Below are 21,817 nucleotides of genomic sequence, written 5' to 3'. Positions count from 1 at the left end.
CCGATTGATCCGAGGGGGCTCTGCAGGAATGGACGATTTCGGGTATGCACGCCGGCTGCTGCTGCTGGGCGCCGCCACTGTCGCAACCGGCGCGCGAGCGCAGCCGGTGCTGCGCGTGGGGCCGGGCCGCGCGATCAAGACCCTGGCCGCCGCGGCGCGGCTGGCGCGGGACGGCGCGGTGGTGCAGGTCGATGCTGGCGACTACCTGGCCGACGTGGCCAGCTGGACCCAGCAAGACCTGACCCTGCGGGCCGTGGGCGGCCGGGTGACGATGATCGCTGCCGGCGCCTCCGCCCAGGGCAAGGGCATCTTCGTCTGCGCCGGCGAGCGCATGCGCATCGAGGGTTTCGACTTCGTCGGCGCCCGCGTTCCCGATGCCAACGGCGCCGGCATCCGCCTGGAGAAGGGTTCGCTGACCCTGGTCGACTGCGGCTTCCGCGACAACGAGAGCGGCCTGCTGACCTCCAACGATCCGAACACCCGGCTGATGATCGAGAACTGCGACTTCGGCCCCATCGTGCGAGGCGAAGGCCAGACCCATAACCTCTATGTCGGACGGATCGCCCTGCTCAAGGTCACCGGCAGCTATTTCCACCACGGCCGCCTGGGCCACCTGCTGAAGAGCCGCGCCGCGGTCAACCACATCTTCTGCAACCGCCTCACCGACGAGATCGGCGGCGAGGCCAGCTACGAGCTGGAGTTCCCCAACGGCGGCCAGGCCCTGGTCGTAGGCAACCTGATCCAGCAGAGCAGCACCACGCAGAACAAGGTCATCGTCTCCTACGGCGCCGAGGGCTTCGCCTGGCCGCTGCAGGAGCTGCAACTGGTCAACAACACGATCATCGACCAGTTGCCCCACGGTGGCACCTACCTGCGCGTGGCGGCCGGCCAGGCGCGGGTGCGGCTGGCCAACAACCTGCTGGCCGGCAACCCGTACTTCGCTGCCAGCGGCGACTGGGAGCAGCAGGCCAATCATGTGGTCGACTGGGACGCCTTCATGCTGGCCGTGCGTGGCGACTGGCGGCTCCGTCCGGATTCGCCGTTACGGGGCAAGGCGGTCGATGGCGGGACGGCCAGCGATGGCACGTCCCTTCGGCAAGTGCGGCAGTACGTCCATCCGCACGGCAGCGCGGCCCTGCGCGGCCCGGCGGCCGATCCCGGGGCTTTCCAGGCGGGATGAACGAGGCGAGCGGCGACAATACCGCCATGCTCGCCTACCGCCACGCCTTCCATGCCGGCAACCATGCCGATGTCCTCAAGCACCTGGTGCTGACCCGCGTGCTGCGCTATATGGGCGAGAAGGACAAGCCGTACACGCTGGTGGACACCCACGCCGGCGCCGGCGGCTATTCGATCGAAAGCCGCTATGCGCAGAAGAAGGGCGAGTATTCGCTGGGCGTGGCGCGCCTGTGGGATCACACCAGCGAACTGCCCGCGCCGCTGGCCGACTACATGGATCAGGTCAAGCTGTTCAATCCCGATGGCCAGCTGCGCCAGTACCCCGGCTCGCCGGCCCTGGCCAACCTGCTGATGCGCGACACCGACCGGCTGCGCGTCTACGAGCTGCACCAGACCGACTACCGCATCCTCTCCACCTACCTGGAGCCGCGGCCCAATACGCAGGTGTCCGACACCGACGGCTTCACCTCGCTGCGCGCGGAATTGCCGCCGCCGGGTTCCGCGCGCCGCGCGGTGGTGCTGATGGACCCGTCCTACGAGCTGAAGACCGATTACGCCAAGGTCGTCACCGCGCTGCGCGAAGGCCTGCAGCGCATGGCCGAGGTGGTGTTCGTGATCTGGTATCCGCAGCTGCAGCTGCTCGAATCGGCCCAGCTGGTGCAGCGCCTGAAAGCCGCCTGCGACGCCGAGAAGTTCGGCGCCAAGAAGGGCTGGCTGCATGTGCGGCTGACCGTCAAGCAGCAGGACAACGACCGCGGCGTTGGCATGCTGGGCAGCGGCATGTTCATCGCCAACCCGCCCTTCGTGCTGCAGGAGGAACTGGCCGAATGCATGCCGGTGCTGGTGGACCGCCTCGGCCAGTACGACGGCGCGAATTTCGTGCTGGAGCAAAGAGCGGTCTGATTGGAATTCAGGGCCGAGCGCCGGGCCGCTCCCAAGCCGGCCCACATGGCGATGTGCTTGCGGCTCGATGCCGCAAGTATTGCCGTCCCCTCGGGGGACCGACCAGCGTACTCGCTGGGCGAGGGGCTCCTCAGTACCCCACAGTGAAGCGGCGGCGGATGTGCTGCGGCTTCTCGATCTCGTCGGCGATGGCGACCGCCAGGTCAGCCACCGAGACGTGGGCGGGACCGTTGGCATCCATCACCGGCGTGTCCAGCTCGACGCGGTAGCGCCCGGTGCGCTCGCCCGGCTCCAGGTGCACCGCCGGCGAGAGGAAGGTCCAGTCCAGGCTGGTCTCCTGCTGGATCAGCTTCAGCGCCTCGCGGGCGGCCAGCGCGCCGGTCTTCCACTGGGCCGGGAACTCGGGCGTGTCCACCAGCTGCAGGCCCGGCGCCGCATAGAGGCTGCCCGCGCCGCCGACGACCAGCAGGCGCTTGACGCCCGCCGCCTTCACGCCGTCGAAGGTCGCCCGCGTGCCCTTCAGGAAGTTGTCGTACAGGGCCGGGTCGGACCAGCCGGGGTTGAAGGCGCTGACGACGGCGTCGCTGCCGCGCACCGCCTCGGCGACTTGTGCCCCATCGAGCACGTCCGCCTTCGCGACGGTCAAGCCGCCGCGGGCCGGCAGCTTGGCCGGATCGCGCGCCAGTGCGACGACCGCATGGCCGCGCGCCAGCAATTCCTCCAGCACGGCGCTGCCGACGAAGCCGGTCGGGCCGATCAATGCAATCTTCATCATGGTGAACATCCTGGGTTCGTTGTCGATGGGATTGACTGTAGTAACTTCATAATCAGGCGGTAAGTCCTTGCTTCAGGCACTCACTGTTTAGATCAACTTCATGCTCGACCAGCTCAAGCGCATGGCCGTCCTGGCCACCGTCGTCGACCAGGGCAGCTTCGCCGCCGCGGCGCGGCAGCTGCGCACGACCACCTCGGCCGTCAGCCAGCAGATCCGGGCGCTGGAGCGAGACATGGGTGTCACGCTGCTTCACCGCTCGACCCGCAAGCTGAGCTTGACGCCCGCCGGCGAGCGCTTCCACGAAGGCTGCGCCGCGATGCTGGCCGCCGCGCGTGGCGCCCAGCAGCAGCTGCAGCAACTGCGTGACGCGCCCGAGGGCGAGCTGCGCGTGGCCGCGCCGGTCGGCTTCGCCCGCCAGATCGGGCCGGCGCTGGCGCCGCTGCTGCAGGCCCATCCGAAGCTCTCGCTGCACCTGGAGGTGGAGGACGGCTTCACCGACCTGGTCGCCCACCGCATCGACCTGGCCGTGCGCTTCGGCCGCCTGCCGGACAGCAGCTGGGTCGCGCAGCGCCTGGGCGAGAAGGCGATGCAGCTGTACGGCGCGCCCGCCTACCTGGCGCGCCGCGGCGTGCCGGCCGGCCTGGCCGATCTGGCCATGCACGACTGGCTGCTGCTGAGGCCGGACACAGGAGGCGCCCACACGCTGATCCTGCATAACGCCGAGAACGAGCGGTACAGCCTCGACCTCCGGCCCCGTGCCAGCAGCAACAACCAGCTGACCCTGCAGCAGCTGTGCGAGGCCGGGATGGGCCTGGCGCTGCTGAGTCCCGACGACCTCGAACCGCTGCCGACGGGCCGCCTGGTGCCTCTGCTGCCCGGCTGGCGCCTGCCCGCGCTGCCGGTCTATGCGCTGACACCGCAGCGCGATGCCCAGCCGGCCAAGGTGCGCCACGCGATCGAGGCGCTGAGCGCACGTCTTTCCGACGCACAGGTTTGATAGGCTCGGCGCCCATCATGCCCGCTGCCCGCTTCCTCAGCCCCGCCGCCCAGGCCCGCTGCCTGCCCTTCGCCGCCTTCATGGCCCTGCTGGCGCTGCGCGGCTGGCTGCCCGAGGGGCCGGACTTCGACACCCGCTGGATCTATGCGCTGAGCGTGCTGGTCGTCGGCGCCATGCTGTTCAGCTACCGGCGCGAGTACGGCGAACTGGCCCGCCAGACCCTGCCCGCCGGCCGTGAGTGGCTGGAGAGCATCGGCGCGGGGATCCTGGTCTTCCTGCTGTGGATCCACCTGGATGCGCCGATCCTGCAGCTCACCGAGCCCACCGCCACCTTCCTGCCGATCGCCCGCGACGGCACGCTGATCTGGCCGCTGGTGGTCCTGCGCTGGATCGGCGCGGCGCTGATCGTGCCGGTGATGGAGGAACTGTTCTGGCGCTCCTTCCTGATGCGCTGGATCGAGCAGCCGCAGTTCGAGCGGGTGGACCCGCAGCGGGTCGGCGTGAAGGCGATCGTGCTGTCCACCTTCGTCTTCACGCTGGCTCACACACTGTGGCTGGCCGCCGTGATCGCCGGCCTGGCCTATGCGTGGCTGTACCGTCGAAGCGGGAAGTTATGGACCGCGGTCATCGCCCATGCGGTGACCAACGGGCTGCTGGGCATCTGGGTCGTGCGGACCGGGCAGTGGCAGTTCTGGTGAGGGCGGCTGGCGTGTCGGGTCGAGCACCGGGCCGCCCCCGCTGGGCCGGGGGCTCCAATTCAGTTTTCCATGGCGTTACACGCCACCCGCGGGCTATGAAACCCGAACGTTGGCGCGCGTAGTCGCGCACACCAGCCGGCCGTTCGCCCTGAGGTATCGGAGGGCCCAGGCGAATCGTCCGGAGAGTCGGACCCAGGGCTTCGATACCTCAGCCCGAACGGACACTGGGCCGACGCTGGGGGAGAAAGCCGGCTTCACTTCAGCGTTGGAGGTGGCGAAAGCGCTCGAACAGCCAGGAGCGCATCGCCAGGACGAGCGTGTAGCCGTCCTTCTCGTCCTCGGGCAGCTTCTGGTCGTGCAGGTGCTGGCGGGCGAAGTCCTCCGCCACGCGGCGCAGCTTCTCCACCAGCTCGCGCGCCATCGGCCGGCCCAGCTGCCCGTGCACCAGCATCAGCAGCTCTCCGTCGCCGTCGAAGCCGTCGGCGAAGTAGTCCGGCACCACGTCCTCGCGGAAGAAGTTCATCACCGGCCCCTGCGGCCGCCAGCGGAAGGTCTTGGACAGCTGCAGCTTGTAGCGGTTGCCCGGCCGCAGCTCGATGATGCCCAGCCGGTCCAGCCGGGCCAGCAGCGCGATGCCCTCGGCCTCGGTGACGCGGTAGGCCGCCACGATCTGTTCCAGGCTCCACTGGCTCAGGCAGCAGATCGCCAGCAGCAGCAGCTTGGGCTCCGCCACGACGGCGCGCTCCTGCTCCAGCGTCAGCTCGTGCAGCGCGCCGGGCGGGCTGGCCAGGCGTGCGGCCAGGTCGGCGAAGTCGCAGTGCAGCGCGCGGCAGATCTCGTCCAGCCGCGACAGCGGCATCTCGCCGCCGCTGGCGAACATCCGCTTGACGCTGGACTCCGACAAATCCAGCTGCCGCGCCAGGTCGGCATAGCTGATGCCGGCCGTCTTCAACTCGGTCTTGATCAGCTCGATCAGGGTCTGGGTGCTCGCCATGGCCGCTACGGTAGCGCGAAACGACACCGCGGCGCTCGCCGCACGCTACCGCCGCAGGCAAACGCGGACAAGCGGGAGGGCGCTGCGGATCATCGCGCCACCTCAACCACCGACGGAGCTTTCCGTGGACTCTGCCCCCAGTTGCATGCGCCGTGACACCTCTGCCTGGCGCGCCCAGGTCTGGATCTCGTTCGGCCTCTCGGTCGCCATCTGCGGCATCGGCCTGGCCTGGCTGCCCGGCACCGACCTGGACCGCGCCTTCATGGTGATGGGCTATGTGTTCTGCATGACGACGGCCTTCGCGCTGTCCAAGGCCGTGCGCGACGCGGCCGCCGGCCTCGCCGACGCGCCCTTGTATCGCCTGGTCGTCTGGGGCGGGTTCGGCCTGGCCATGGGCCTGACCGCCTGGGGCCTGGTGCGCATGGAGATCCAGCCGGTGTGGAAGAGCTACCTCGGCGTCGGCTGGCTGTACCTGATCACCAATGTGTTCACGCTGGCCAAGATGCTGCGCGATGCGCACGAGGCCGACCTGATCGAACGCCGCTGAACGAACGGAGAGCCTCTCATGAATGCCAAAGCCAATGCCCTTGTTCTGCTGACCGCCCTGGCCAACCTGCCGGCCTCGGCCCACCCCGACGGGGGATCGACCGCCCTGAGCCAGATCTCGGTGCTGCCGGTCGCGATTTCCGTAGCCGGCCCGGCCCTGCTGGTCTCCGGCGCCGCCACGCTGGTGATCGTCTCGGTCACCGCCGTGGCCGACGGCAGCGTCTGGGTGCTGGAGCGCGCCTCCGACGGCGCTCGCTTCAGCGTCACCGTGGCCGGCACTGCGTCGGCGGCCGTCGGCACCGTCTGCGTCGTCAGCGTGATCGCCACCGGCACGCTGATCTCCGCCGCCGGCCAGGCCGTCGCCTTCATCCCGAACGAGATCGGCAAGTCGCTGCTCTACAACGAGCGGCTGACCCGCTGAGCGAACCGAGGAGACCGACGACATGCTGCTGAACCCGCTTGTCGAGCAGGCCCTGCCTGCCTCGCTGATCGTGCTGGCCACGCTGGTGTTCTTCACCGTCGAGCGCCTGCGCCCGGGCCGCGAGCTGCCCCATGTGCGCGGCTGGCACCTGCGCGCCGTGCTGATGAACCTGATGCAGCTGGCGCTGATCGGCGCCGGCGGCCTGGTCTGGAACCGCTACTTCCGCGAGCACGCGCTGCTCTCGCTGGGCCACTGGTCAAGCCCGATGCTGGAGGGCGCGTTCTACTGGTTCGTGGGCACCTTCGTCTTCTACTGGTGGCACCGCCTGCGCCATGCGAACGGCTGGTGGCTGGCGCTGCACCAGGTCCATCACAGCCCCAGCCGCATCGAGCTGCTGACCTCCTTCTACAAGCACCCGCTGGAGATCGCCGCCGACTCGATGCTCGCCGGCTTCCTGATCTACTGCGTCTTCGGCGGCTCGGCGCTGGCCGGCGCCTGGACCTCGCTGTTCGGCGCGGTCGGCGAGTACTTCTATCACTCCAACATCCGCACGCCGAAATGGCTGGGCTATGTCATCCAGCGACCCGAGCACCATTCGATCCACCACCAGCTGGGCGTGCATCGCTACAACTTCGGCGACCTCACGATCTGGGACCGGCTGTTCGGCACCTTCAGGGAGGCCGATGTCTTTGCCGAGCGCTGCGGCTTTCCGGGCGACAACGAGGCCCGCATGGCGGAGATGCTGTGCTTCAAGGATGTGTACGCTTCACCGGGAGCTGCACGATGAAACGCCATCTGCAAGCCTGGTGGCTGGTGCTGGCCCTGATCGGCACGACGGCCCAAGCCGGCCAGACCTGCCGCGCCGAAGCCCCCACCGTCAGCGAGATCGAACGCGGCATGGCGATGGCCCAGGCCACCGCGGCGAAACTCGATGCCAGCGGCGCCGACGTGCTGCTGCTGGCCCGCGCCGGCCAGAACCTGGACAAGTACGGCCTGCGCTGGTCCCACCTCGGCTTCGCCTATCGCGATACCGAGGGCCGCTGGCGCGTGCTGCACAAGCTCAACGACTGCGGCACCGACCATTCGTCGATCTTCCGCCAGGGCCTGGGCGAGTTCTTCATGGACAAGCCCTGGCGCTACCAGGCCGCGTACGAGCCGCTGGCGCCCACCCTGCAGAAGGCGCTGCTGCCGTTGCTGCGCGGCGAGCAGGGGGCTGCGCTGATGACGATGGACGAGCCGCGCTACAACATGGTGGCCTATGCCTGGGGCACCCGCTTCCAGCAGAGCAACCAGTGGGCGCTGGAGACCCTGGCGATGGTGGCCGGCGGTCCGGGGGACCGCGCCGGCGCCCAGCGCTGGCTGCAGGCCCAGGGCTACCAGCCGACGGTGCTGCACCTGTCGGCGCTGGAGCGGCTCGGCGCGGAGACCACGCGGGCCAACGTCTCCTTCAACGACCATCCGAACGGCGAGCGCTTCTCGGGCCGCATCGCCACCGTCACCGCGGATTCGATCTTCGCCTGGCTGCCGCGTGCGGGCCTCGCCGGCGAGATGGCGACGGTGTCATCCAGGTGATCCAGAATCCCGCCAAGGAGAGACACAAGACCATGAACACGCAAGACCCGCACGGCAGCCAGTTCCAGCTGCTCGGCCAGCGCCGCTTCGCGCCCTTCTTCTGGACCCAGTTCCTTGGCGCCGGCAACGACAACCTGTTCAAGTTCGCCTTCACGGTGATGGTGACCTACCAGCTCAGCGTCAGCTGGCTGCAGCCGCAGCAGGCGGGCCTGGTGATCGGTGCGCTGTTCATCCTGCCCTTCGTGCTGTTCTCGGCCACCAGCGGCCAGCTGGCCGACAAGCTGGACAAGACCCGGCTGATCCAGTTCGTCAAGAGCTTCGAGATCGCGGTGATGCTGCTGGCCGGCTGGGGTTTCCTCAGCGCCAACGTGCCGGTGCTGCTGGGCTGCGTGTTCCTGATGGGCCTGCACTCGACGCTGTTCGGTCCGGTCAAGTTCGCCTACCTGCCCCAGGTGCTGAACGAGCGCGAGCTGACCGGCGGCAACGGCATGGTCGAGATGGGCACCTTCGTGTCGATCCTGCTGGGCAATGTGGTGGGCGGCCTGCTGATCGCGATCCCCGTCGAGGGAGCGCGTTATGCGGCGGTGGCCTGCGTCGGCGTTGCGATCCTCGGGCGCCTGGTCGCGCAGGCGATCCCGCGCCTGCCGGCCACCGACCCGGGGCTGAAGATCAACTGGAACCCGGTCAGCGAGACCTGGCGCAACCTGAAGCTGGCGCACGGCCAGCTGGCGGTGTTCCGCTCGCTGCTGGGCATCTCGTGGATGTGGTTCTTCGGCGCCGTGTTCCTCGCCAACTTCCCGGCCTTCGCCAAGGAGGTGCTGCATGGGGACGAGCAGGTCGCCTCGCTGCTGCTCGTGGTGTTCTCGATCGGCATCGGCACCGGCTCGCTGATGTGCGAGGTGCTGTCCAAGCGGCATGTGGAGATCGGCCTGGTGCCGCTCGGTGCGATCGGCATGAGCGTCTTCGCGATCGACCTGTTCTTCGCCTCGCGCGGCCTGCCGGCCACGCCGCAGATGGGCCTGCATGCCTTCCTCGCCACGTCGGCGCACTGGCGCGTGCTGGCCGACCTGTGCCTGCTGGCCGGCTTCGCGGGGCTGTACAGCGTGCCGATGTACGCGCTGATCCAGATCCGCTCGCAGCCCACGCACCGGGCGCGCATCATCGCGGCCAACAACATCCTCAACGCGCTGTTCATGATCGCCAGCTCGGTGCTGGCCGGCGCGCTGCTGGGCGCGGGCCTGACGATCCCGCAGCTCTTCCTGGTGGTGGGCATCGCCAACGCGGTGGTGGCCGGCTACATCTTCCTGATCGTGCCGGAATACCTGCTGCGCTTCGTGGCGCTGATCATGTCGCGCATCATGTACCGCTTCCGCGTGCAGGGCGACGAGCACATCCCGCTCAGCGGCCCGGCGCTGCTGGTGTGCAACCACGTCAGCTTCGTGGACGCGATCCTGATCATGGCCGCCAGCCCGCGCCCCATCGTGTTCCTGATGGACCACCGCATCTTCCGCACGCCGGTGCTCGGCTGGCTGTTCAAGCTCGGCAAGGCGATCCCGATCGCGCCACAGAAGGAAGACCCGGCCGTCTACGAGGCCGCCTTCGAGCGCGCCCGCGCGGTGCTGGCCGACGGCGAGCTGCTGGGCATCTTCCCCGAGGGCGGCATCACCCGCGACGGCGAGCTGCAGCCCTTCAAGGGGGGCGTGATGAAGATCCTCGAGGGCCACGCGGACGTGCCGGTGGTCCCGCTGGCGCTGCAGAACCTGTGGGGCTCCTACTTCTCGCGCGTCGAGGATGGCACGGCGATGGTGAGACCCTTCCGCCGCGGCCTGAAGAGCCGCGTCGCGTTGCTCGCCGGTGCGCCGATGCACAACGGCGAGGTCAGCCCCGAGACGCTGCGCGAGCGCGTGCAGGGCCTGCTGCGACAGAAGGTCTAGAGGCCATGCTGCTCGCCTGGCACCGTTCGCCCTGAGCCTATCGAAGGGCTCTTGCCGACGACCTGGGCTTCGACAGGCTCAGCCCGAACGGCCGCTCCCTAGAGGCCGCGCGCCCGGTCCTCGGCGAACTGCTTGCGGAAGGCCTCGAAGCGGCCTTCGTCCAGCGACTCGCGCACTTCCTTCATCAGGTTCAGGTAGTAGTGCAGGTTGTGGATGCTGGTCAGCATCGGGCCCAGCATCTCGCCGCAGCGGTCCAGGTGATGCAGGTAGGCGCGGCTGAAGTTGCGGCAGCAGTAGCAGCTGCAGGTCTCGTCGACCGGCCGCTCGTCGGTCTTGTAGCGGGCATTGCGCAGGCGCAGGTCGCCGAAGCGGGTGAACAGGTGGCCGTTGCGCGCATTGCGGGTGGGCATCACGCAGTCGAACATGTCCACGCCCTGGCTCACGCCCTCGACCAGGTCTTCCGGCGTGCCCACGCCCATCAGGTAGCGCGGCTTGTCGGCGGGCAGCTGGTGGCCGATGTGGGCCAGCACGCGCTGCATGTCTTCCTTGGGCTCGCCCACCGACAGGCCGCCGATCGCATAGCCCGGCAGGTCCAGTGCGGCGAGGCCGTTCAGCGAGTGGTCGCGCAGGTTCTCGAACATGCCGCCCTGCACGATGCCGAACAGCGCGTTCGGGTTCTCCAGCTTCGCGAACTCGTCCTGGCAGCGTTTGGCCCAGCGCAGGCTCATCTCCATGGACTTGCGCGCCTCGGCCTCGGTGGTGATGTGGCCCTTGGTCTCGTAGGGCGTGCATTCGTCGAACTGCATGACGATGTCGCTGTTGAGCACCGTCTGGATCTGCATCGAGATCTCGGGTGTGAGGAAGAGCTTGTCGCCGTTGACCGGCGAGGCGAACTTGACGCCCTCCTCGCTGATCTTGCGCATGTCGCCCAGCGACCAGACCTGGAAGCCGCCGCTGTCGGTGAGGATGGGCTTGTTCCAGCTCTCGAACTTATGCAGCCCGCCGAACTGCTTCATGATGTCCAGGCCCGGCCGCATCCACAGGTGGAAGGTGTTGCCCAGGATGATCTGCGCGCCCATCTCCTCGAGCGAGGCGGGCATCACGCCCTTGACGGTACCGTAGGTGCCGACCGGCATGAAGATCGGCGTCTGCACCACGCCGTGGTTGAGGGTCAGCGTGCCGCGGCGGGCCCGGCCTTCGGTCTTGAGGAGTTCGAACTTGAGGGTCATGATGGCCGCGATTGTCGCAGGCATGCGGGTTCGATGTGCTTCTTACCCGAGGCCGCACCGACCCTAACGCCCATAATCGACGGCACCATGCCCCGCCCGCGCAAAGCCCTGCTCGTCGACGATCACGCGCTGTTCCGCGAGGGCCTGGCCTTGCTGCTGGCCCAGTCCTTCGAGGGTGTGGAGTGCGTGCAGGCGGCCAGCATCGGCGAGGCGCTGGCGCTGGCGGAGCAGCATCAAGACCTGACACTGACGCTGCTGGACCTGGGCCTGCCCGACAGCGACGGCGGCCTGCCCGGCCTGCGCCGCCTGCAGCAGGCGCTGCCGGGGCCGGCGCTGGTGGTGCTGTCGGCCGACGACGCACCGCAGACGGTGCTGGAGACGATCCGCGCCGGCGCCCAGGGCTTCATCCCCAAGAGCGCCCGCCCGGCCCAGCTGCGCGAGGCGTTGGCCCACGTGCTGTCCGGCGGCATCTACCTGCCGCCGCAGGCGATGGCCGGCGTGGCGGCCAACGAGCCGGTGGAGCTGTCCGACCGGCAGCTGGACGTGCTGCGCCTGCTGATCCAGGGCCGCCCCAACAAGCTGATCTGCCGCGAGCTGGGCCTGTCGGAATCGACCGTCAAGACCCACCTGGCCGCGGTGTTCCGCAAGCTGGACGTCAACACGCGCACGCAGGCGGTGGTCAAGGCGGCCGCTCTGGGTCTGAGACTCTGAGAAGCTCGATCCAGAAGCAGCTGCCCCGCCCTGGCTTCGAGGCCACGCCCAGCGTGTGGCCCAGCGCAGCCGCGCCGCGCCGCACGATGGCCAGGCCCAGGCCGGCGCCGCCCCCGTTGCGGTCCGCGGGCGGGCTGCTGACGAAGTCCTGGAAGATGTGCAGGCGGTGCTCCGGCGCGATGCCGCGGCCGCTGTCCCACACCTGCAGCAGCAGCCGGTCCTTCCCGCGCCGGCGCACGGCGACCAGTACCCCGCCGCGCTCGGTGTAGCGCAGCGCATTGGCCACCAGGTTGCGCAGCATCTGCTCCAGCAGCAGCGGCTCGCTGAGCGCCACCGCCAGCGTGGGCCGGAAGCGCAGCCGCAGGCCGCGCGCCTCGGCCTGGGCGTGCTCGTGCAGCGCGATCGCGTCGAAGAGCTGCTGCAGCGGGACCGGCTGCAGCGTGGGCGGCGGCGCGGTGTCCAGCCGCGACAGGTCCAGCAGGCCGCGCAGCAGCTCGTCCAGGCCACTCAGCGCGCGTGCGGCCTTGGCCAGCATGGCCTGGGCCGGCGGCTGGCTGTGGCGCAGCTCCTCGGCGGCCAGGTTCACCATCAGCGCGACGGCGGCCACCGGCTGGCGCAGGTCGTGGCTGGCCACGGCCAGGAAGCGCGACTTGGCCGCATTGGCCTCGGCCAGCTCGGCGGTGCGCACGGCCACCCGGTGTTCCAGCTGCTGGCCTAGTTCCTCGCTGCGCGTGAGGCCCTGCACCAGCCGGTCCAGCAGCATCGCGCCGTAGCTCAGCAGCACGAAGGGCAGCACGAAGGGCACCCAGTAGAAATCGGTGATCGGCAGCCAGCCGTGCAGGTATCTGTAGTCGTGGGCGCCGGCGGCGGCCAGCAGCGAGGCGCCGGACAGCAGCAGCAGCAGGGCCAGGCCGCGCGGCTGCTGGCGCAGCAGCGGCCAGAGGACGATCGCTACGCCGGCGCACATCAGCATCAGCAGCGGATACACCAGCAGGCGCAGCTGGGCCAGCGCGTCGAAGGCCAGCCAGGCCAGCGCGCCCGAGAGGGGCAGCAGCACCAGCGCCCCGGCATACAGGCGCTGCACGCGCGGCCAGGGCCGGCCCGACAGGGCCACCGCGAACAGGCCCAGCAGGCACACCGTGACCGCCTGGGCGCAGAAGTACAGCCACTCGCTGAGCGGCCCGGGCAGCGGGGACACGGTGACGAAGTAGTCGTGGTTGCGCAGCGAGGCCACCAGCCACATCAGCCCGAACAGGCCGGTGGCCCGTTCCTGCGGCCGGCGCAGCCACACCATGAGCATCAGGCAGGCCAATGCGCCGCCGCCGATGTTCAGCGCCTGCGGCAGCTCGGTGTCCCAGGCGCGGTCGCGCCGCCAGCCGGGCAGCAGCAGCTCCTGCGGCCCGAGCAGCACCGGCGACAGCCCGCCGCGCGGGCCGAAGCTCAGCTCCAGTCGCAGCTCGTTGCGCCCGGCCTGCAGCAGCGCGGGCGCGATCGTCAGGAAAAAGGGCAGCGTGCGCAGCCGGCCCTGGCCGTCGGTGCCCTGCTCATGGACCAGCCGGCCATTCAGGTAGATGCGGTGGGCGCTGCTGAGCCGGTCGATGCGCAGCGCCCAGGCCTGGGTGGCGGGCGGGGCGGCCAGCGTGAAGTCGAGCCGGTAGACGCCGCGGGCGCCGAAGCCGGTGGGCCAGGTGTGGGGCAGCGCGACCCGGACCGGGCCGGCCGGTGCCGCCGTCAGTTCGGCCTGCTGGAGCGTCAGGGCCGCTGAAATAACGCTGTATGTGAGCAGCATCAGCGCGGCCAGCAACGCCCGCAGCATCGATCCCGTTCCTCGCACGACGCCCTGCCTTCTTCTTTGGTTTTCTTCCCCGACGACCTGCTTCAAGTCTAATCAGGGCCATGTCTTCACCGAGCAGCCTGGCCCGCCCCGTCGGCATCGAACTGACGATCCGCAAGAGCCGTTTCATCAGTTGTGTGGAACCGATGGCCGATCGCGCCGGTGCCCAGGCCCGCGTGGCCGCCTTGCGCGCCGAACACCCGGGCGCGGCCCATGTGTGCTGGGCCCTGCTGGCCGGTGGGCAGTCGGCCGCCAACGACGACGGCGAGCCGGGCGGCACCGCCGGGCGGCCGATGCTGGAGGTGCTGCGCCACCAGGGGCTGGAAGGGGTGCTGGCGACGGTGGTGCGCTACTGGGGTGGCGTCAAGCTGGGCGCCGGCGGCCTGGTGCGGGCCTATACCGACGCGGTGGCCCAGGCCCTGCTGAAGGCCGAGAAGGTGCCGCTGCTGCGGATGCAGCCGCTGCGCTGCACCCTGCCCTATGCGCTGGAGGGCCTGCTGCGCCGGGAGCTGGAGCGGGCCGAGGGCGCCCGGCTGGTGGAGGTCCGCCACGGCGCGCAGGTGGAGGCGCTGATGGCCCTGCCCGAGCCGCTGGTGGCCGCGTTCGTGGCCCGGCTGGACGAGGCCGGCCAGGGCCGTGTCGGTTGGCTTAGCCCGGCCTGAAGCGCTTCACCCACGGCATCGCGATCCAAAGCCGCAGCGGCAGCCAGAACAGCGCGCAGCCGGCCAGCGCCAGCAGCTTCAGGTGCGAGGCCACGGCCACCAGGCACAGCGCGGCGTGGCCGGCCAGCGGCGCATCGACGCCGTGCAGCGCCAGCGCGAGCAGGGTCAGGCCGTCTTCCAGCACGTCGGCGGCCACGGCCGCCAGCGGCAGCATGCCCAGCACATGCCACCAGGGCCTGCCCTGGCCGGGCCGCCGCGGGCCCGCCAGCCAGGCGAAGCCGCGCGAGGCGATGCGCGCCAGCAGGTAGCCCCAGGCGCCGATGAAGGCGAAGTCCCAGAACATCGACCAGCCGACACCCGCGTGCTGCAGCAGCGCGGGGTCGCCGTGCAGCTGCTGCAGCACCAGGGGCGGCAGGCCGCCGTCCTGCAGCACCACGGCGTCGGAGAGGGCCAGGAACAGGCCGCCCAGCAGCAGCGCCGCCAGCAGGCTCCAGGGCGAGCGCGGCCTGTGCCAGACCCGGGCCTGCACCGGCCCGCTGTGGGCGGCCGGGATCACCTCGATCGGCTGGCAGCCGGCGCCGACGCTGGTGCGCGGCCGCATGTCGCGCAGGCACATGCCGGCCAGCGCCCACCAGGGCGTGTCGTAGAGCGGATCGTGGGCCAGCCGCTGGTGATGCACCGGCGGCGCCCAGGGCGGGATGTCGCGCATCACCGGGATCAGCTCGTCGACCATCCAGCTCATCGCCTGGTCCGCCAGGCCGGCGCGCCCGACGTCGTAGCCGCCGCCGGCGTCGCAATGCACGCCGTGGAACCAGCGCTGCTTCAGCGTGCGGCCGTCCTCGTCGACGTCGCCCGGCTCCTCGTACAGGCGCGGCAGGAAGGCGTAGCGGTGCTCGTCCAGCGCCAGCGCGTGGCGCACGTGGCGCATGCGCTTGTCGCGGAAGGTGGCGGTGCTCGGGTTGGTCTGCGACAGCGGCCCCGGCAGGCCCACCGACTCGACCGTGTCCCACACGCCGACCCAGTGCACCCAGGCGCGCCGGTCCTGGCAGAACTGCTCGCGCACCTGGGCGGCCAGGGTGTCGCGGTCGGCCCCGCCGCTCATGCCCAGCCGCTGGTGCAGCCGCGCGCCGAGGCTCGGCTTGCGGGCCTTCTGGCGCGGCGGCTGCGAGAAGTAGATGCTGACCAGGGTCGGGATCAGCGCCTCGTACTGCGGCTCCAGCAGGCCGAACAGGTTGACCATGCCGGCCACCGCGCGGGCGGTGAAGGCGCCGCGCGAGAAGCCGAAGCAGTAGATCTCGTCCTGATGCCCCTGCCAGTTGCGCATCAGGAACAGGTAGCCCTCGCCGACGTTGTCGTACACGCCGCGCCCCGAGGCCAGCCCGGCGACCCGCTCGCCGATGCGCTCCGCCCAGTCCCACAGGCCGGTGGGCGGCATGCTGTCGGGCGAGCCGACGCCGGGGTCGTAGTACAGCAGGCGCCGCGGCGAGCGATGCTCGCTCAGGTGGCGGTGCAGGCGCAGCACGTTGGTGTCGTGCGTCTGCGCGGTCAGCGTGTTGTTGGTGCCGTCGAAGCACAGCACCAGCTGCTGCGCGATCGGGCTGGTCGTCTCGTCCATCGGGCCCCTCCTGGGGCCGCAGTATCAGTCTTGGCGTGCGAGAAGCATGGCGTCGCCATAGCTGAAGAAACGATAGCGCTCGCCGATCGCATGGCGGTACAGCGCCATGATGTGCTCGTAGCCGGCGAAGGCGCTGACGAGCATCATCAGCGTGCTCTTGGGCAGGTGGAAATTGGTCACCAGCCGGTCGACGACGCGGAAGCGGAAGCCCGGCGTGATGAAGATGTCGGTCTCGCGGGCGCCGGCGGTCAGCGTGCCGGTCTCGCGGGCGGCGGACTCCAGCGCGCGCAACGTCGTCGTGCCGACGGCGACCACCTTGCCGCCGGCCGCCTTCGTACGCTCGATGGCGGCCACCGTTTCCGGCGAGACCTGGAACCACTCGCTGTGCATCTTGTGTTCGGCGATCTGTTCGACCCGCACCGGCTGGAAGGTGCCGGCGCCGACGTGCAGCGTCACGTGCGCCGTGCCCACGCCGCGCCCGGCCAGGCGCGCGAGCAGCGCCTCGTCGAAATGCAGCGCCGCGGTCGGCGCCGCCACCGCGCCGGGTTCGCGGGCGAAGACGGTCTGATAACGCCGCACATCATCGGCATCGTCGGCATGCTCGATATAGGGCGGCAGCGGCACATGGCCGTGCTGCTCCAGCAGCGCGAAGGGCTCGCCCGAGAGGCGCAGGTGGAACAGGCCGTTGTCAGGCCCGCAGCGGCCCAGCACCTCGGCGTCGAAGGCGCCGTCGGCGAAGTGGACCAGGCTGCCCGGCTTGGGCGACTTGCTCGCGCGCAGATGGGCCCAGACCTCCCGCGTGCCCGGCAGCACCCGCTCCACCAGCGCCTCCACCGCGCCGCCGCTGGCCTTGGCACCGTACAGCCGGGCCTTGATCACCTTGGTGTCGTTGAACACCAGCAGGTCGCCCGGGGCGAGCAACTCGGGCAGGTCGCGGAACACGCGGTCGACGGGGCTGGCACCGCGGCCGTCCAGCAGGCGCGAGCCGCTGCGTTCGGCGGCGGGATGCTGGGCGATCAGTTCGGGAGGCAGCTCGAAGTCGAAATCGGCGACCGTGAAGGCGATGGGGCGTGGGCTCATGGGGGCGGCATTTTCCCATGAGCCCCTTCCGCCGCCGCAGGGACGGGCCCCGTACCGGCCCTCAGTTGCCGCCGGTGCCGGTCACCAGCAGCGCGCCATCGCTGCCGAGCGTCCAGCCGGTCTTGCTGTCCACGAACTGCACCTGCTGCAGCGACGAACTGCTGCCGCTGGCCTGGCGAACCCAGGTCTTCCCGCCATCACTGGTCGCGACAATGGCGCCGCCGTAGCCGACGACCCAGCCGTGCTGGGCGTCGAGGAACTGCATCGCCGCCGGCGCGAAGGGGGAGACCGGCAGGGAGACCCGCTGCCACGTGGTGCCGCCATCGACGGACTTCTGCATGTCGCCGTTCGACCCAAGGGCCCAGGCGGTCTTGGCGTCAATGTATTGCGCCGCGTAGAACGTGGTGGTACTGCCGGTGTAGCGCGGCGTCCAGGTCTGTCCGCCATCGCTGGTCTCGGCGATGCCATTGCTGCCGTAGGCGAGGCCGTGGGTGGCGCTCTGGAAAGCGACCTTGGTGGTGCCCATGGGCAGCGCAGCGTCCAGGTCGATCCAGCTCACGCCGCCGTCCGCCGTCTTGCTCAGCTTGCTGCCGTTCACCGCGAAGCCGGTGCGCTCGTCGAGGAACTGGAAGTTGGCGCTGTAGAAGTTCGAGTTCAGGCCGGTGAGCCACGTGTCGCCGCCATCGGTGGTGCGGTAGAGGCGCCCGTCGCCGAGGTAGAGCCAGCCGATCTTGGCCGTGTTGAAGACGATGCGGGTCGTACCGTAGTAGTTGCTGTACAGGCCGCTCTGCTTGACGGCCCAGCTGCGGCCTCCGTCGCTGGATGCGAGCAGATGGCCCGAGCGATCGATAGCCACCGCTCGCTGGGTATCCAGGGCCCAGAAGGCGCCCAGCTGGCTGTCCGATGGCACGCTGCTGGCGCCGAGCGTCTGCGTCCATGTCTGCCCGTAGTCGGCACTGCGGTAGATCGAGCCATCGGCATAGCTCAACTGAATGGCGCCGGCCGCGTTGAGCCATTGGACCCGTTGCGGCGTGTTGTAGCTCGCATAGCCGTTGGACGAGCCTGGGGCGACCAGGGTCGTCCAGGTCTGCCCGCCGTCGCGGCTCAGTGTGTAAGCGCCGTAGTAGCTGTAGGCCATCACCAGCGAGTTCGTCAGCGGGTAGAAGGTCACGCCATAGAAGTAGGAATATGGGAAGCCGGTCGGCATGACCACCGCGCTCCAGCTGCCGCCGACGTCGGTGCTGCGGTAGAGCGTGTTGTTGCTGAGGGCCAGCAGCAGGCCCGGCATGGCGGAGACGAAACTGAGCGAACTTCCGCCGCCATTCGCCGGGAGGCCCAGCATCGCCGGCGTGTCCCAGGTGAGGCCACCGTCCTGGGTGCGCCAGTAGGCGTAGTCGTTGACCCAGTTGCCGTTGACATAGCCCTGGCTGGCGCGAACCACCAGCAGGTGCTGGTCGTCCATGCGCTGCAGCTGGTAGTTGCTGTAGTAGTAGCTGGCGTTGCTGGCCGGACGGGCGTCAAGGACGATGGACTTGCTGGCGCCGAAGTCGACGGACCTGCTCAGCACGCCGTCGCTGAGCGACCACTGCGTGCGGGTCGCCGAATCGACGGTCGGCGTGAAGTTTGGCGTCTGCCAGGTGAGCCCGGCATCGGTGGAGCTGACGAGCTGTCCGGACCCGGCCTTGACGAACAGGGTCCTGGCGTCCAGGACTTGCAGGCTGGCGTTCAACACGTTGCCTGGCAGCTCGCTGACGGCCCAGGTCGTCCCGCCATCGGTGGTGTGCAGCAGCGCGCCATAGTCGCCCTGGATCCAGCCGTTGCTGGCGTCGGCGAAGCGCACGCTGCGCAGGGCGATGTCCACGCCCGAGCTCTGTGGCGTCCAGTGGGCGCCGCCATCGGCAGTCTTCAGGATCGTGCCATTCGCGCCGACGGACCAGCCAGTGCTGCCGTCGACGAAGAAGCTGTCATAGCGCTGGTTCCCGGAGGGCGAGGGCTGCTCCCAGCACCAGCCGGACTGCGTCGCGCCGCTGCACGCAAGACCCGACACCAGTGCCTTGTTTGCCACGCTGAGGCTATAGCGCACCTCGCCGCTGATGCCGGCCTCGTTGGTCACGCGCAGCGTCACCGTGTAGTCGCCACCCTGGGCGTAGCTGTGGCTGGGCGCGGCCTCGGTGCTGCTGCTGCCGTCGCCGAAGTCCCAGCTGTACTTGAGGCCGCTCAGCGCAGAGGCATTGCTGCTGAACGGCGTGGTGCCGGCCACTTCGGCGCTGGCCGGGGCGCTGACGGCCAGGCTAGCCGGGATCGCGGTCGGCGCCGGGCTGTCGCTGCCGCCGCCACAGGCGCTCAGCGCCGCCGCGGCCAGCAAGCCGATGGCGTGGCTGCGTCCGAACGATTCGAACAATCGATGCATGCTTCTTTTCCTCTCCCTGGATGCCTGATTGAGCCCATCCCGTCGATCGCTCCGATCGCGGGCCCGCGATTGTCATGCGCAAAAGGGTCAGGTCTTGCGATCCGGCGGGCATTGGTTTTGGGGACTATTGACAAGGCAGAATCGCGCCCATGCCTGATGTTTCATCCAGTCCTGCGAAAGCCAAGTCTGCCCCGCAGAAGACGATGGAGAAGCTCGGCCTGCTGCGCGACATCGACCTCGCGCTGCACCTGCCGTTGCGCTACGAGGACGAGACCCGCATCACGCCGATCGGCCTGGCGAGGGAGGGTCAGGTCGTGCAGTGCGAGGGCGAGGTGGTCGAGTGCCGCATCGAGCTGCGTGGGCGCCGGCAGCTGATCGTGCGCATCGAGGACGAGAGTGGCGAGCTGCTGCTGCGCTTCCTGCACTTCTATCCCTCGCACCAGAAGTCCATGGCGGTGGGCCAGCGCCTGCGCGTGCGCGGCGAGCTGCGCGGCGGCTTCTTCGGCCGCGAGATGGTCCACCCGGCGTTCAAGGTGGTGAACGAGGACACGCCGCTGGCCGACTCGCTGACGCCTGTCTACCCCGCCAGCGCCAGCCTGCCCCAGGTCTACCTGCGCAAGGCGGTGGCCTCGGGACTGAAGCGGGCGGCGCTGGAGGAGGTGCTGCCGCCCGGCGTCGTGCCGGCGGACCTGCCGACGCTGCGCGAGGCGCTGGACTTCCTGCACCACCCGCCGCCCGAAGCCAGCCTGGCCACGCTGGAGGACCACAGCCATCCGGCCTGGCAGCGGCTCAAGTTCGAGGAGCTGCTGGCCCAGCAGATCAGCCAGCTGCAGGCCCAGCGCGAACGCGCGCGGCTGAAGGCGCCCGCGCTGACGGCGCGGCGCGGCGGCCTGCATGAGCAGCTGCTGGCGGCCTTGCCCTTCGGCCTGACCGGCGCCCAGCAGCGCGTGGGCGAGGAGATCGCGCAGGACCTGGCGCGCCCGCAGCCGATGCACCGGCTGCTGCAGGGCGACGTCGGCGCCGGCAAGACGGTGGTGGCGGCGCTGGCCGCGGCGGTGGCCATCGACGCCGGCTGGCAGTGCGCGCTGATGGCGCCCACCGAGATCCTGGCCGAGCAGCACTTCCGCAAGCTGGTCGGCTGGCTGGAGCCGCTGGGCCTGAAGGTGGCCTGGCTGACCGGCAGCGTCAAGGGCAAGGCGCGGCAGAGGATGCTGGACGCGGCGGCCGACGGCTCCGCGCAACTGGTCATCGGCACCCATGCGGTGATCGAGGACAAGGTGAAGTTCGCGAAGCTGGGCCTGGCGATCATCGACGAGCAGCACCGCTTCGGCGTGGCGCAGCGGCTGGCGCTGCGCAAGAAGCTGGCGTCCATGGCCTTGGAGCCGCACATGCTGATGATGAGCGCCACGCCGATTCCGCGCACGCTGGCGATGACCTACTTCGCGGATCTCGACGTGAGCACGATCGACGAGCTGCCGCCCGGCCGCACGCCGATCGTCACCAAGGTCTTCGCCGACGGCCGCCGCGACAACGTCATCGAGCGCATCCGCGACGAGGTCGAGACCCGGGCCGCCCAGGCCTACTGGGTCTGCCCGCTGATCGAGGAAAGCGAGGCGCTGGACCTGAAGAACGCCATCGAGACCCATGCCGAGCTGAGCATCGCCCTGCCCGGCCGCGCGGTGGGCCTGCTGCATGGCCGCATGAAGCCGGCCGAGAAGGCCGCGGTGATGGCCGAGTTCAGCGCCGGCCGCATGAGCGTGCTGGTGGCGACGACGGTGATCGAGGTCGGCGTGGACGTGCCCAACGCCAGCCTGATGGTGATCGAGCATGCCGAGCGCTTCGGCCTGTCGCAGCTGCACCAGCTGCGCGGCCGGGTCGGGCGCGGCGCAGTGGCCAGCGTCTGCGTGCTGCTCTACACCGGCCCGCTGTCGCAGACCGGCAAGGAGCGGCTCAAGGCCATGGCCGAGACCAACGACGGCTTCGAGATCGCTCGGCGCGACCTCGACATCCGCGGCCCCGGCGAGTTCATGGGCTCGCGCCAGAGCGGCGCCGAGCTGCTGCGCTTCGCGGACCTGCAGGAGGACGCGCCGCTGCTGCAGGCCGCCCGCCAGCTGGCGCCCGCGCTGCTGGACCGGCATGCTGATGCGGCGCGCCGGCATGTCGAGCGCTGGCTGGGAACGAAGGCGGAATTCCTCAAGGCTTGAGCGGGTGCCGCGCCCCTACACTGCGACGCTTCTCTCATCAACCCTGCGGCCGA

19 protein-coding genes are annotated in these 21,817 nt (G+C 69.8%); 12 read left to right on the top strand and 7 right to left on the bottom strand.

Annotated features, from left to right (window positions below):
- Nucleotides 1–28: 28 nt before the first annotated feature.
- Both B0W88_RS00590 and B0W88_RS00585 read left to right on the top strand, forming a co-directional pair.
- Complete coding sequence (locus tag B0W88_RS00590) at nt 29–1,180, top strand: hypothetical protein (protein WP_077032690.1); 1,152 nt, start codon at nt 29–31, stop codon at nt 1,178–1,180.
- Nucleotides 1,181–1,206: 26 nt separating this feature from the next.
- A complete protein-coding gene (locus B0W88_RS00585) occupies nt 1,207–2,082 on the top strand; it encodes a 23S rRNA (adenine(2030)-N(6))-methyltransferase RlmJ (protein ID WP_077032730.1) in 876 nt (291 codons plus the stop codon).
- 130 nt (nt 2,083–2,212) lie between these two features.
- On the opposite strand, the gene B0W88_RS00580 is transcribed toward B0W88_RS00585, so the two are convergent.
- Entirely contained in the window at nt 2,213–2,854 is a 642-nt protein-coding gene (locus tag B0W88_RS00580) for an NAD(P)-dependent oxidoreductase (protein WP_077032729.1), read from the bottom strand.
- 103 nt (nt 2,855–2,957) lie between these two features.
- On the opposite strand from B0W88_RS00580, the gene B0W88_RS00575 reads away from it, so the two are divergent.
- Both B0W88_RS00575 and B0W88_RS00570 read left to right on the top strand, forming a co-directional pair.
- Nucleotides 2,958–3,854, top strand: a complete 897-nt coding sequence (locus B0W88_RS00575; RefSeq protein WP_077032689.1) for a LysR family transcriptional regulator — start codon at nt 2,958–2,960, stop codon at nt 3,852–3,854.
- A gap of 17 nt (nt 3,855–3,871) precedes the next feature.
- Nucleotides 3,872–4,552 (top strand): CAAX prenyl protease-related protein, encoded by a 681-nt coding sequence (locus B0W88_RS00570; protein WP_077032688.1) that lies wholly within the window; start codon nt 3,872–3,874, stop codon nt 4,550–4,552.
- 259 nt (nt 4,553–4,811) lie between these two features.
- Here the strand turns inward: B0W88_RS00570 and B0W88_RS00565 are convergent, their stop codons facing one another.
- A complete protein-coding gene (locus tag B0W88_RS00565; RefSeq protein ID WP_077032687.1) occupies nt 4,812–5,546 on the bottom strand; it encodes a helix-turn-helix transcriptional regulator in 735 nt (244 codons plus the stop codon).
- Between the two features lie 124 nt (nt 5,547–5,670).
- On the opposite strand from B0W88_RS00565, the gene B0W88_RS00560 reads away from it, so the two are divergent.
- The 5 genes from B0W88_RS00560 to B0W88_RS00540 are packed head-to-tail and all read left to right on the top strand — an operon-like array spanning nt 5,671 to nt 10,019.
- On the top strand, nt 5,671–6,093 hold the full coding sequence (locus B0W88_RS00560; RefSeq protein ID WP_077032686.1) for a YiaA/YiaB family inner membrane protein: 423 nt from the start codon (nt 5,671–5,673) through the stop codon (nt 6,091–6,093).
- A gap of 18 nt (nt 6,094–6,111) precedes the next feature.
- Nucleotides 6,112–6,513 (top strand): hypothetical protein, encoded by a 402-nt coding sequence (locus B0W88_RS00555; protein ID WP_077032685.1) that lies wholly within the window; start codon nt 6,112–6,114, stop codon nt 6,511–6,513.
- 22 nt (nt 6,514–6,535) lie between these two features.
- Nucleotides 6,536–7,300: a sterol desaturase family protein gene (locus B0W88_RS00550; RefSeq protein WP_077032684.1), complete on the top strand. Its 765-nt coding sequence runs from the start codon at nt 6,536–6,538 to the stop codon at nt 7,298–7,300.
- A complete protein-coding gene (locus tag B0W88_RS00545; protein WP_077032683.1) occupies nt 7,297–8,085 on the top strand; it encodes a DUF2145 domain-containing protein in 789 nt (262 codons plus the stop codon). The genes B0W88_RS00550 and B0W88_RS00545 overlap by 4 nt, the downstream gene beginning before the upstream one ends.
- A 32-nt stretch (nt 8,086–8,117) precedes the next feature.
- Nucleotides 8,118–10,019, top strand: a complete 1,902-nt coding sequence (locus B0W88_RS00540; RefSeq protein ID WP_077032682.1) for an MFS transporter — start codon at nt 8,118–8,120, stop codon at nt 10,017–10,019.
- A 98-nt stretch (nt 10,020–10,117) separates the two neighbouring features.
- On the opposite strand, the gene tgt is transcribed toward B0W88_RS00540, so the two are convergent.
- Complete coding sequence (tgt, locus tag B0W88_RS00535; protein WP_077032728.1) at nt 10,118–11,248, bottom strand: tRNA guanosine(34) transglycosylase Tgt; 1,131 nt, start codon at nt 11,246–11,248, stop codon at nt 10,118–10,120.
- An 87-nt stretch (nt 11,249–11,335) separates the two neighbouring features.
- On the opposite strand from tgt, the gene B0W88_RS00530 reads away from it, so the two are divergent.
- Nucleotides 11,336–11,959: a response regulator transcription factor gene (locus tag B0W88_RS00530; RefSeq protein ID WP_077032681.1), complete on the top strand. Its 624-nt coding sequence runs from the start codon at nt 11,336–11,338 to the stop codon at nt 11,957–11,959.
- On the opposite strand, the gene B0W88_RS00525 is transcribed toward B0W88_RS00530, so the two are convergent.
- Entirely contained in the window at nt 11,928–13,775 is a 1,848-nt protein-coding gene (locus B0W88_RS00525; RefSeq protein WP_077032680.1) for a HAMP domain-containing sensor histidine kinase, read from the bottom strand. The two genes, B0W88_RS00530 and B0W88_RS00525, sit on opposite strands and share 32 nt — an antisense overlap.
- Nucleotides 13,776–13,855: 80 nt before the next feature.
- Here B0W88_RS00525 and B0W88_RS00520 point away from each other — a divergent pair, with 80 nt between their 5' ends.
- Nucleotides 13,856–14,455 (top strand): YigZ family protein, encoded by a 600-nt coding sequence (locus B0W88_RS00520; RefSeq protein ID WP_077032679.1) that lies wholly within the window; start codon nt 13,856–13,858, stop codon nt 14,453–14,455.
- Here B0W88_RS00520 and B0W88_RS00515 read toward each other — a convergent pair.
- From B0W88_RS00515 to B0W88_RS00505, 3 genes are all read right to left on the bottom strand, one after another.
- Nucleotides 14,442–16,070 carry a DUF2235 domain-containing protein gene (locus B0W88_RS00515; protein WP_077032678.1) on the bottom strand — a complete coding sequence of 543 codons (1,629 nt, stop codon included), beginning with the start codon at nt 16,068–16,070 and terminating at the stop codon, nt 14,442–14,444. The two genes, B0W88_RS00520 and B0W88_RS00515, sit on opposite strands and share 14 nt — an antisense overlap.
- Before the next feature lie 24 nt (nt 16,071–16,094).
- Nucleotides 16,095–17,150, bottom strand: a complete 1,056-nt coding sequence (queA, locus tag B0W88_RS00510) for a tRNA preQ1(34) S-adenosylmethionine ribosyltransferase-isomerase QueA (protein WP_077032677.1) — start codon at nt 17,148–17,150, stop codon at nt 16,095–16,097.
- 61 nt (nt 17,151–17,211) lie between these two features.
- On the bottom strand, nt 17,212–19,560 hold the full coding sequence (locus tag B0W88_RS00505) for a YCF48-related protein (RefSeq protein WP_083748466.1): 2,349 nt from the start codon (nt 19,558–19,560) through the stop codon (nt 17,212–17,214).
- 149 nt (nt 19,561–19,709) lie between these two features.
- Here B0W88_RS00505 and recG point away from each other — a divergent pair, with 149 nt between their 5' ends.
- Entirely contained in the window at nt 19,710–21,764 is a 2,055-nt protein-coding gene (gene recG / locus B0W88_RS00500; protein ID WP_077032675.1) for an ATP-dependent DNA helicase RecG, read from the top strand.
- Nucleotides 21,765–21,817: the final 53 nt, after the last annotated feature.

This window comes from Pelomonas sp. KK5 (genome assembly GCF_001984095.1).
Lineage (GTDB): Bacteria > Pseudomonadota > Gammaproteobacteria > Burkholderiales > Burkholderiaceae_C > KK5.
This window is presented reverse-complemented; position numbering and strand designations above follow the sequence as displayed.

What these genes read in the sequence shown, in the direction of transcription:
- B0W88_RS00590 (WP_077032690.1), top strand. Translation starts at nt 29, where the DNA reads ATGGACGATTTCGGGTATGCACGCCGGCTGCTGCTGCTGGGCGCCGCC.
- B0W88_RS00585 (WP_077032730.1), top strand. Translation starts at nt 1,207, where the DNA reads ATGCTCGCCTACCGCCACGCCTTCCATGCCGGCAACCATGCCGATGTC.
- B0W88_RS00580 (WP_077032729.1), bottom strand. Translation starts at nt 2,854, where the DNA reads ATGAAGATTGCATTGATCGGCCCGACCGGCTTCGTCGGCAGCGCCGTG.
- B0W88_RS00575 (WP_077032689.1), top strand. Translation starts at nt 2,958, where the DNA reads ATGCTCGACCAGCTCAAGCGCATGGCCGTCCTGGCCACCGTCGTCGAC.
- B0W88_RS00570 (WP_077032688.1), top strand. Translation starts at nt 3,872, where the DNA reads ATGCCCGCTGCCCGCTTCCTCAGCCCCGCCGCCCAGGCCCGCTGCCTG.
- B0W88_RS00565 (WP_077032687.1), bottom strand. Translation starts at nt 5,546, where the DNA reads ATGGCGAGCACCCAGACCCTGATCGAGCTGATCAAGACCGAGTTGAAG.
- B0W88_RS00555 (WP_077032685.1), top strand. Translation starts at nt 6,112, where the DNA reads ATGAATGCCAAAGCCAATGCCCTTGTTCTGCTGACCGCCCTGGCCAAC.
- B0W88_RS00550 (WP_077032684.1), top strand. Translation starts at nt 6,536, where the DNA reads ATGCTGCTGAACCCGCTTGTCGAGCAGGCCCTGCCTGCCTCGCTGATC.
- B0W88_RS00545 (WP_077032683.1), top strand. Translation starts at nt 7,297, where the DNA reads ATGAAACGCCATCTGCAAGCCTGGTGGCTGGTGCTGGCCCTGATCGGC.
- B0W88_RS00540 (WP_077032682.1), top strand. Translation starts at nt 8,118, where the DNA reads ATGAACACGCAAGACCCGCACGGCAGCCAGTTCCAGCTGCTCGGCCAG.
- tgt (WP_077032728.1), bottom strand. Translation starts at nt 11,248, where the DNA reads ATGACCCTCAAGTTCGAACTCCTCAAGACCGAAGGCCGGGCCCGCCGC.
- B0W88_RS00530 (WP_077032681.1), top strand. Translation starts at nt 11,336, where the DNA reads ATGCCCCGCCCGCGCAAAGCCCTGCTCGTCGACGATCACGCGCTGTTC.
- B0W88_RS00525 (WP_077032680.1), bottom strand. Translation starts at nt 13,775, where the DNA reads ATGCTGCGGGCGTTGCTGGCCGCGCTGATGCTGCTCACATACAGCGTT.
- B0W88_RS00520 (WP_077032679.1), top strand. Translation starts at nt 13,856, where the DNA reads ATGTCTTCACCGAGCAGCCTGGCCCGCCCCGTCGGCATCGAACTGACG.
- B0W88_RS00515 (WP_077032678.1), bottom strand. Translation starts at nt 16,070, where the DNA reads ATGGACGAGACGACCAGCCCGATCGCGCAGCAGCTGGTGCTGTGCTTC.
- queA (WP_077032677.1), bottom strand. Translation starts at nt 17,150, where the DNA reads ATGAGCCCACGCCCCATCGCCTTCACGGTCGCCGATTTCGACTTCGAG.
- B0W88_RS00505 (WP_083748466.1), bottom strand. Translation starts at nt 19,560, where the DNA reads ATGCATCGATTGTTCGAATCGTTCGGACGCAGCCACGCCATCGGCTTG.
- recG (WP_077032675.1), top strand. Translation starts at nt 19,710, where the DNA reads ATGCCTGATGTTTCATCCAGTCCTGCGAAAGCCAAGTCTGCCCCGCAG.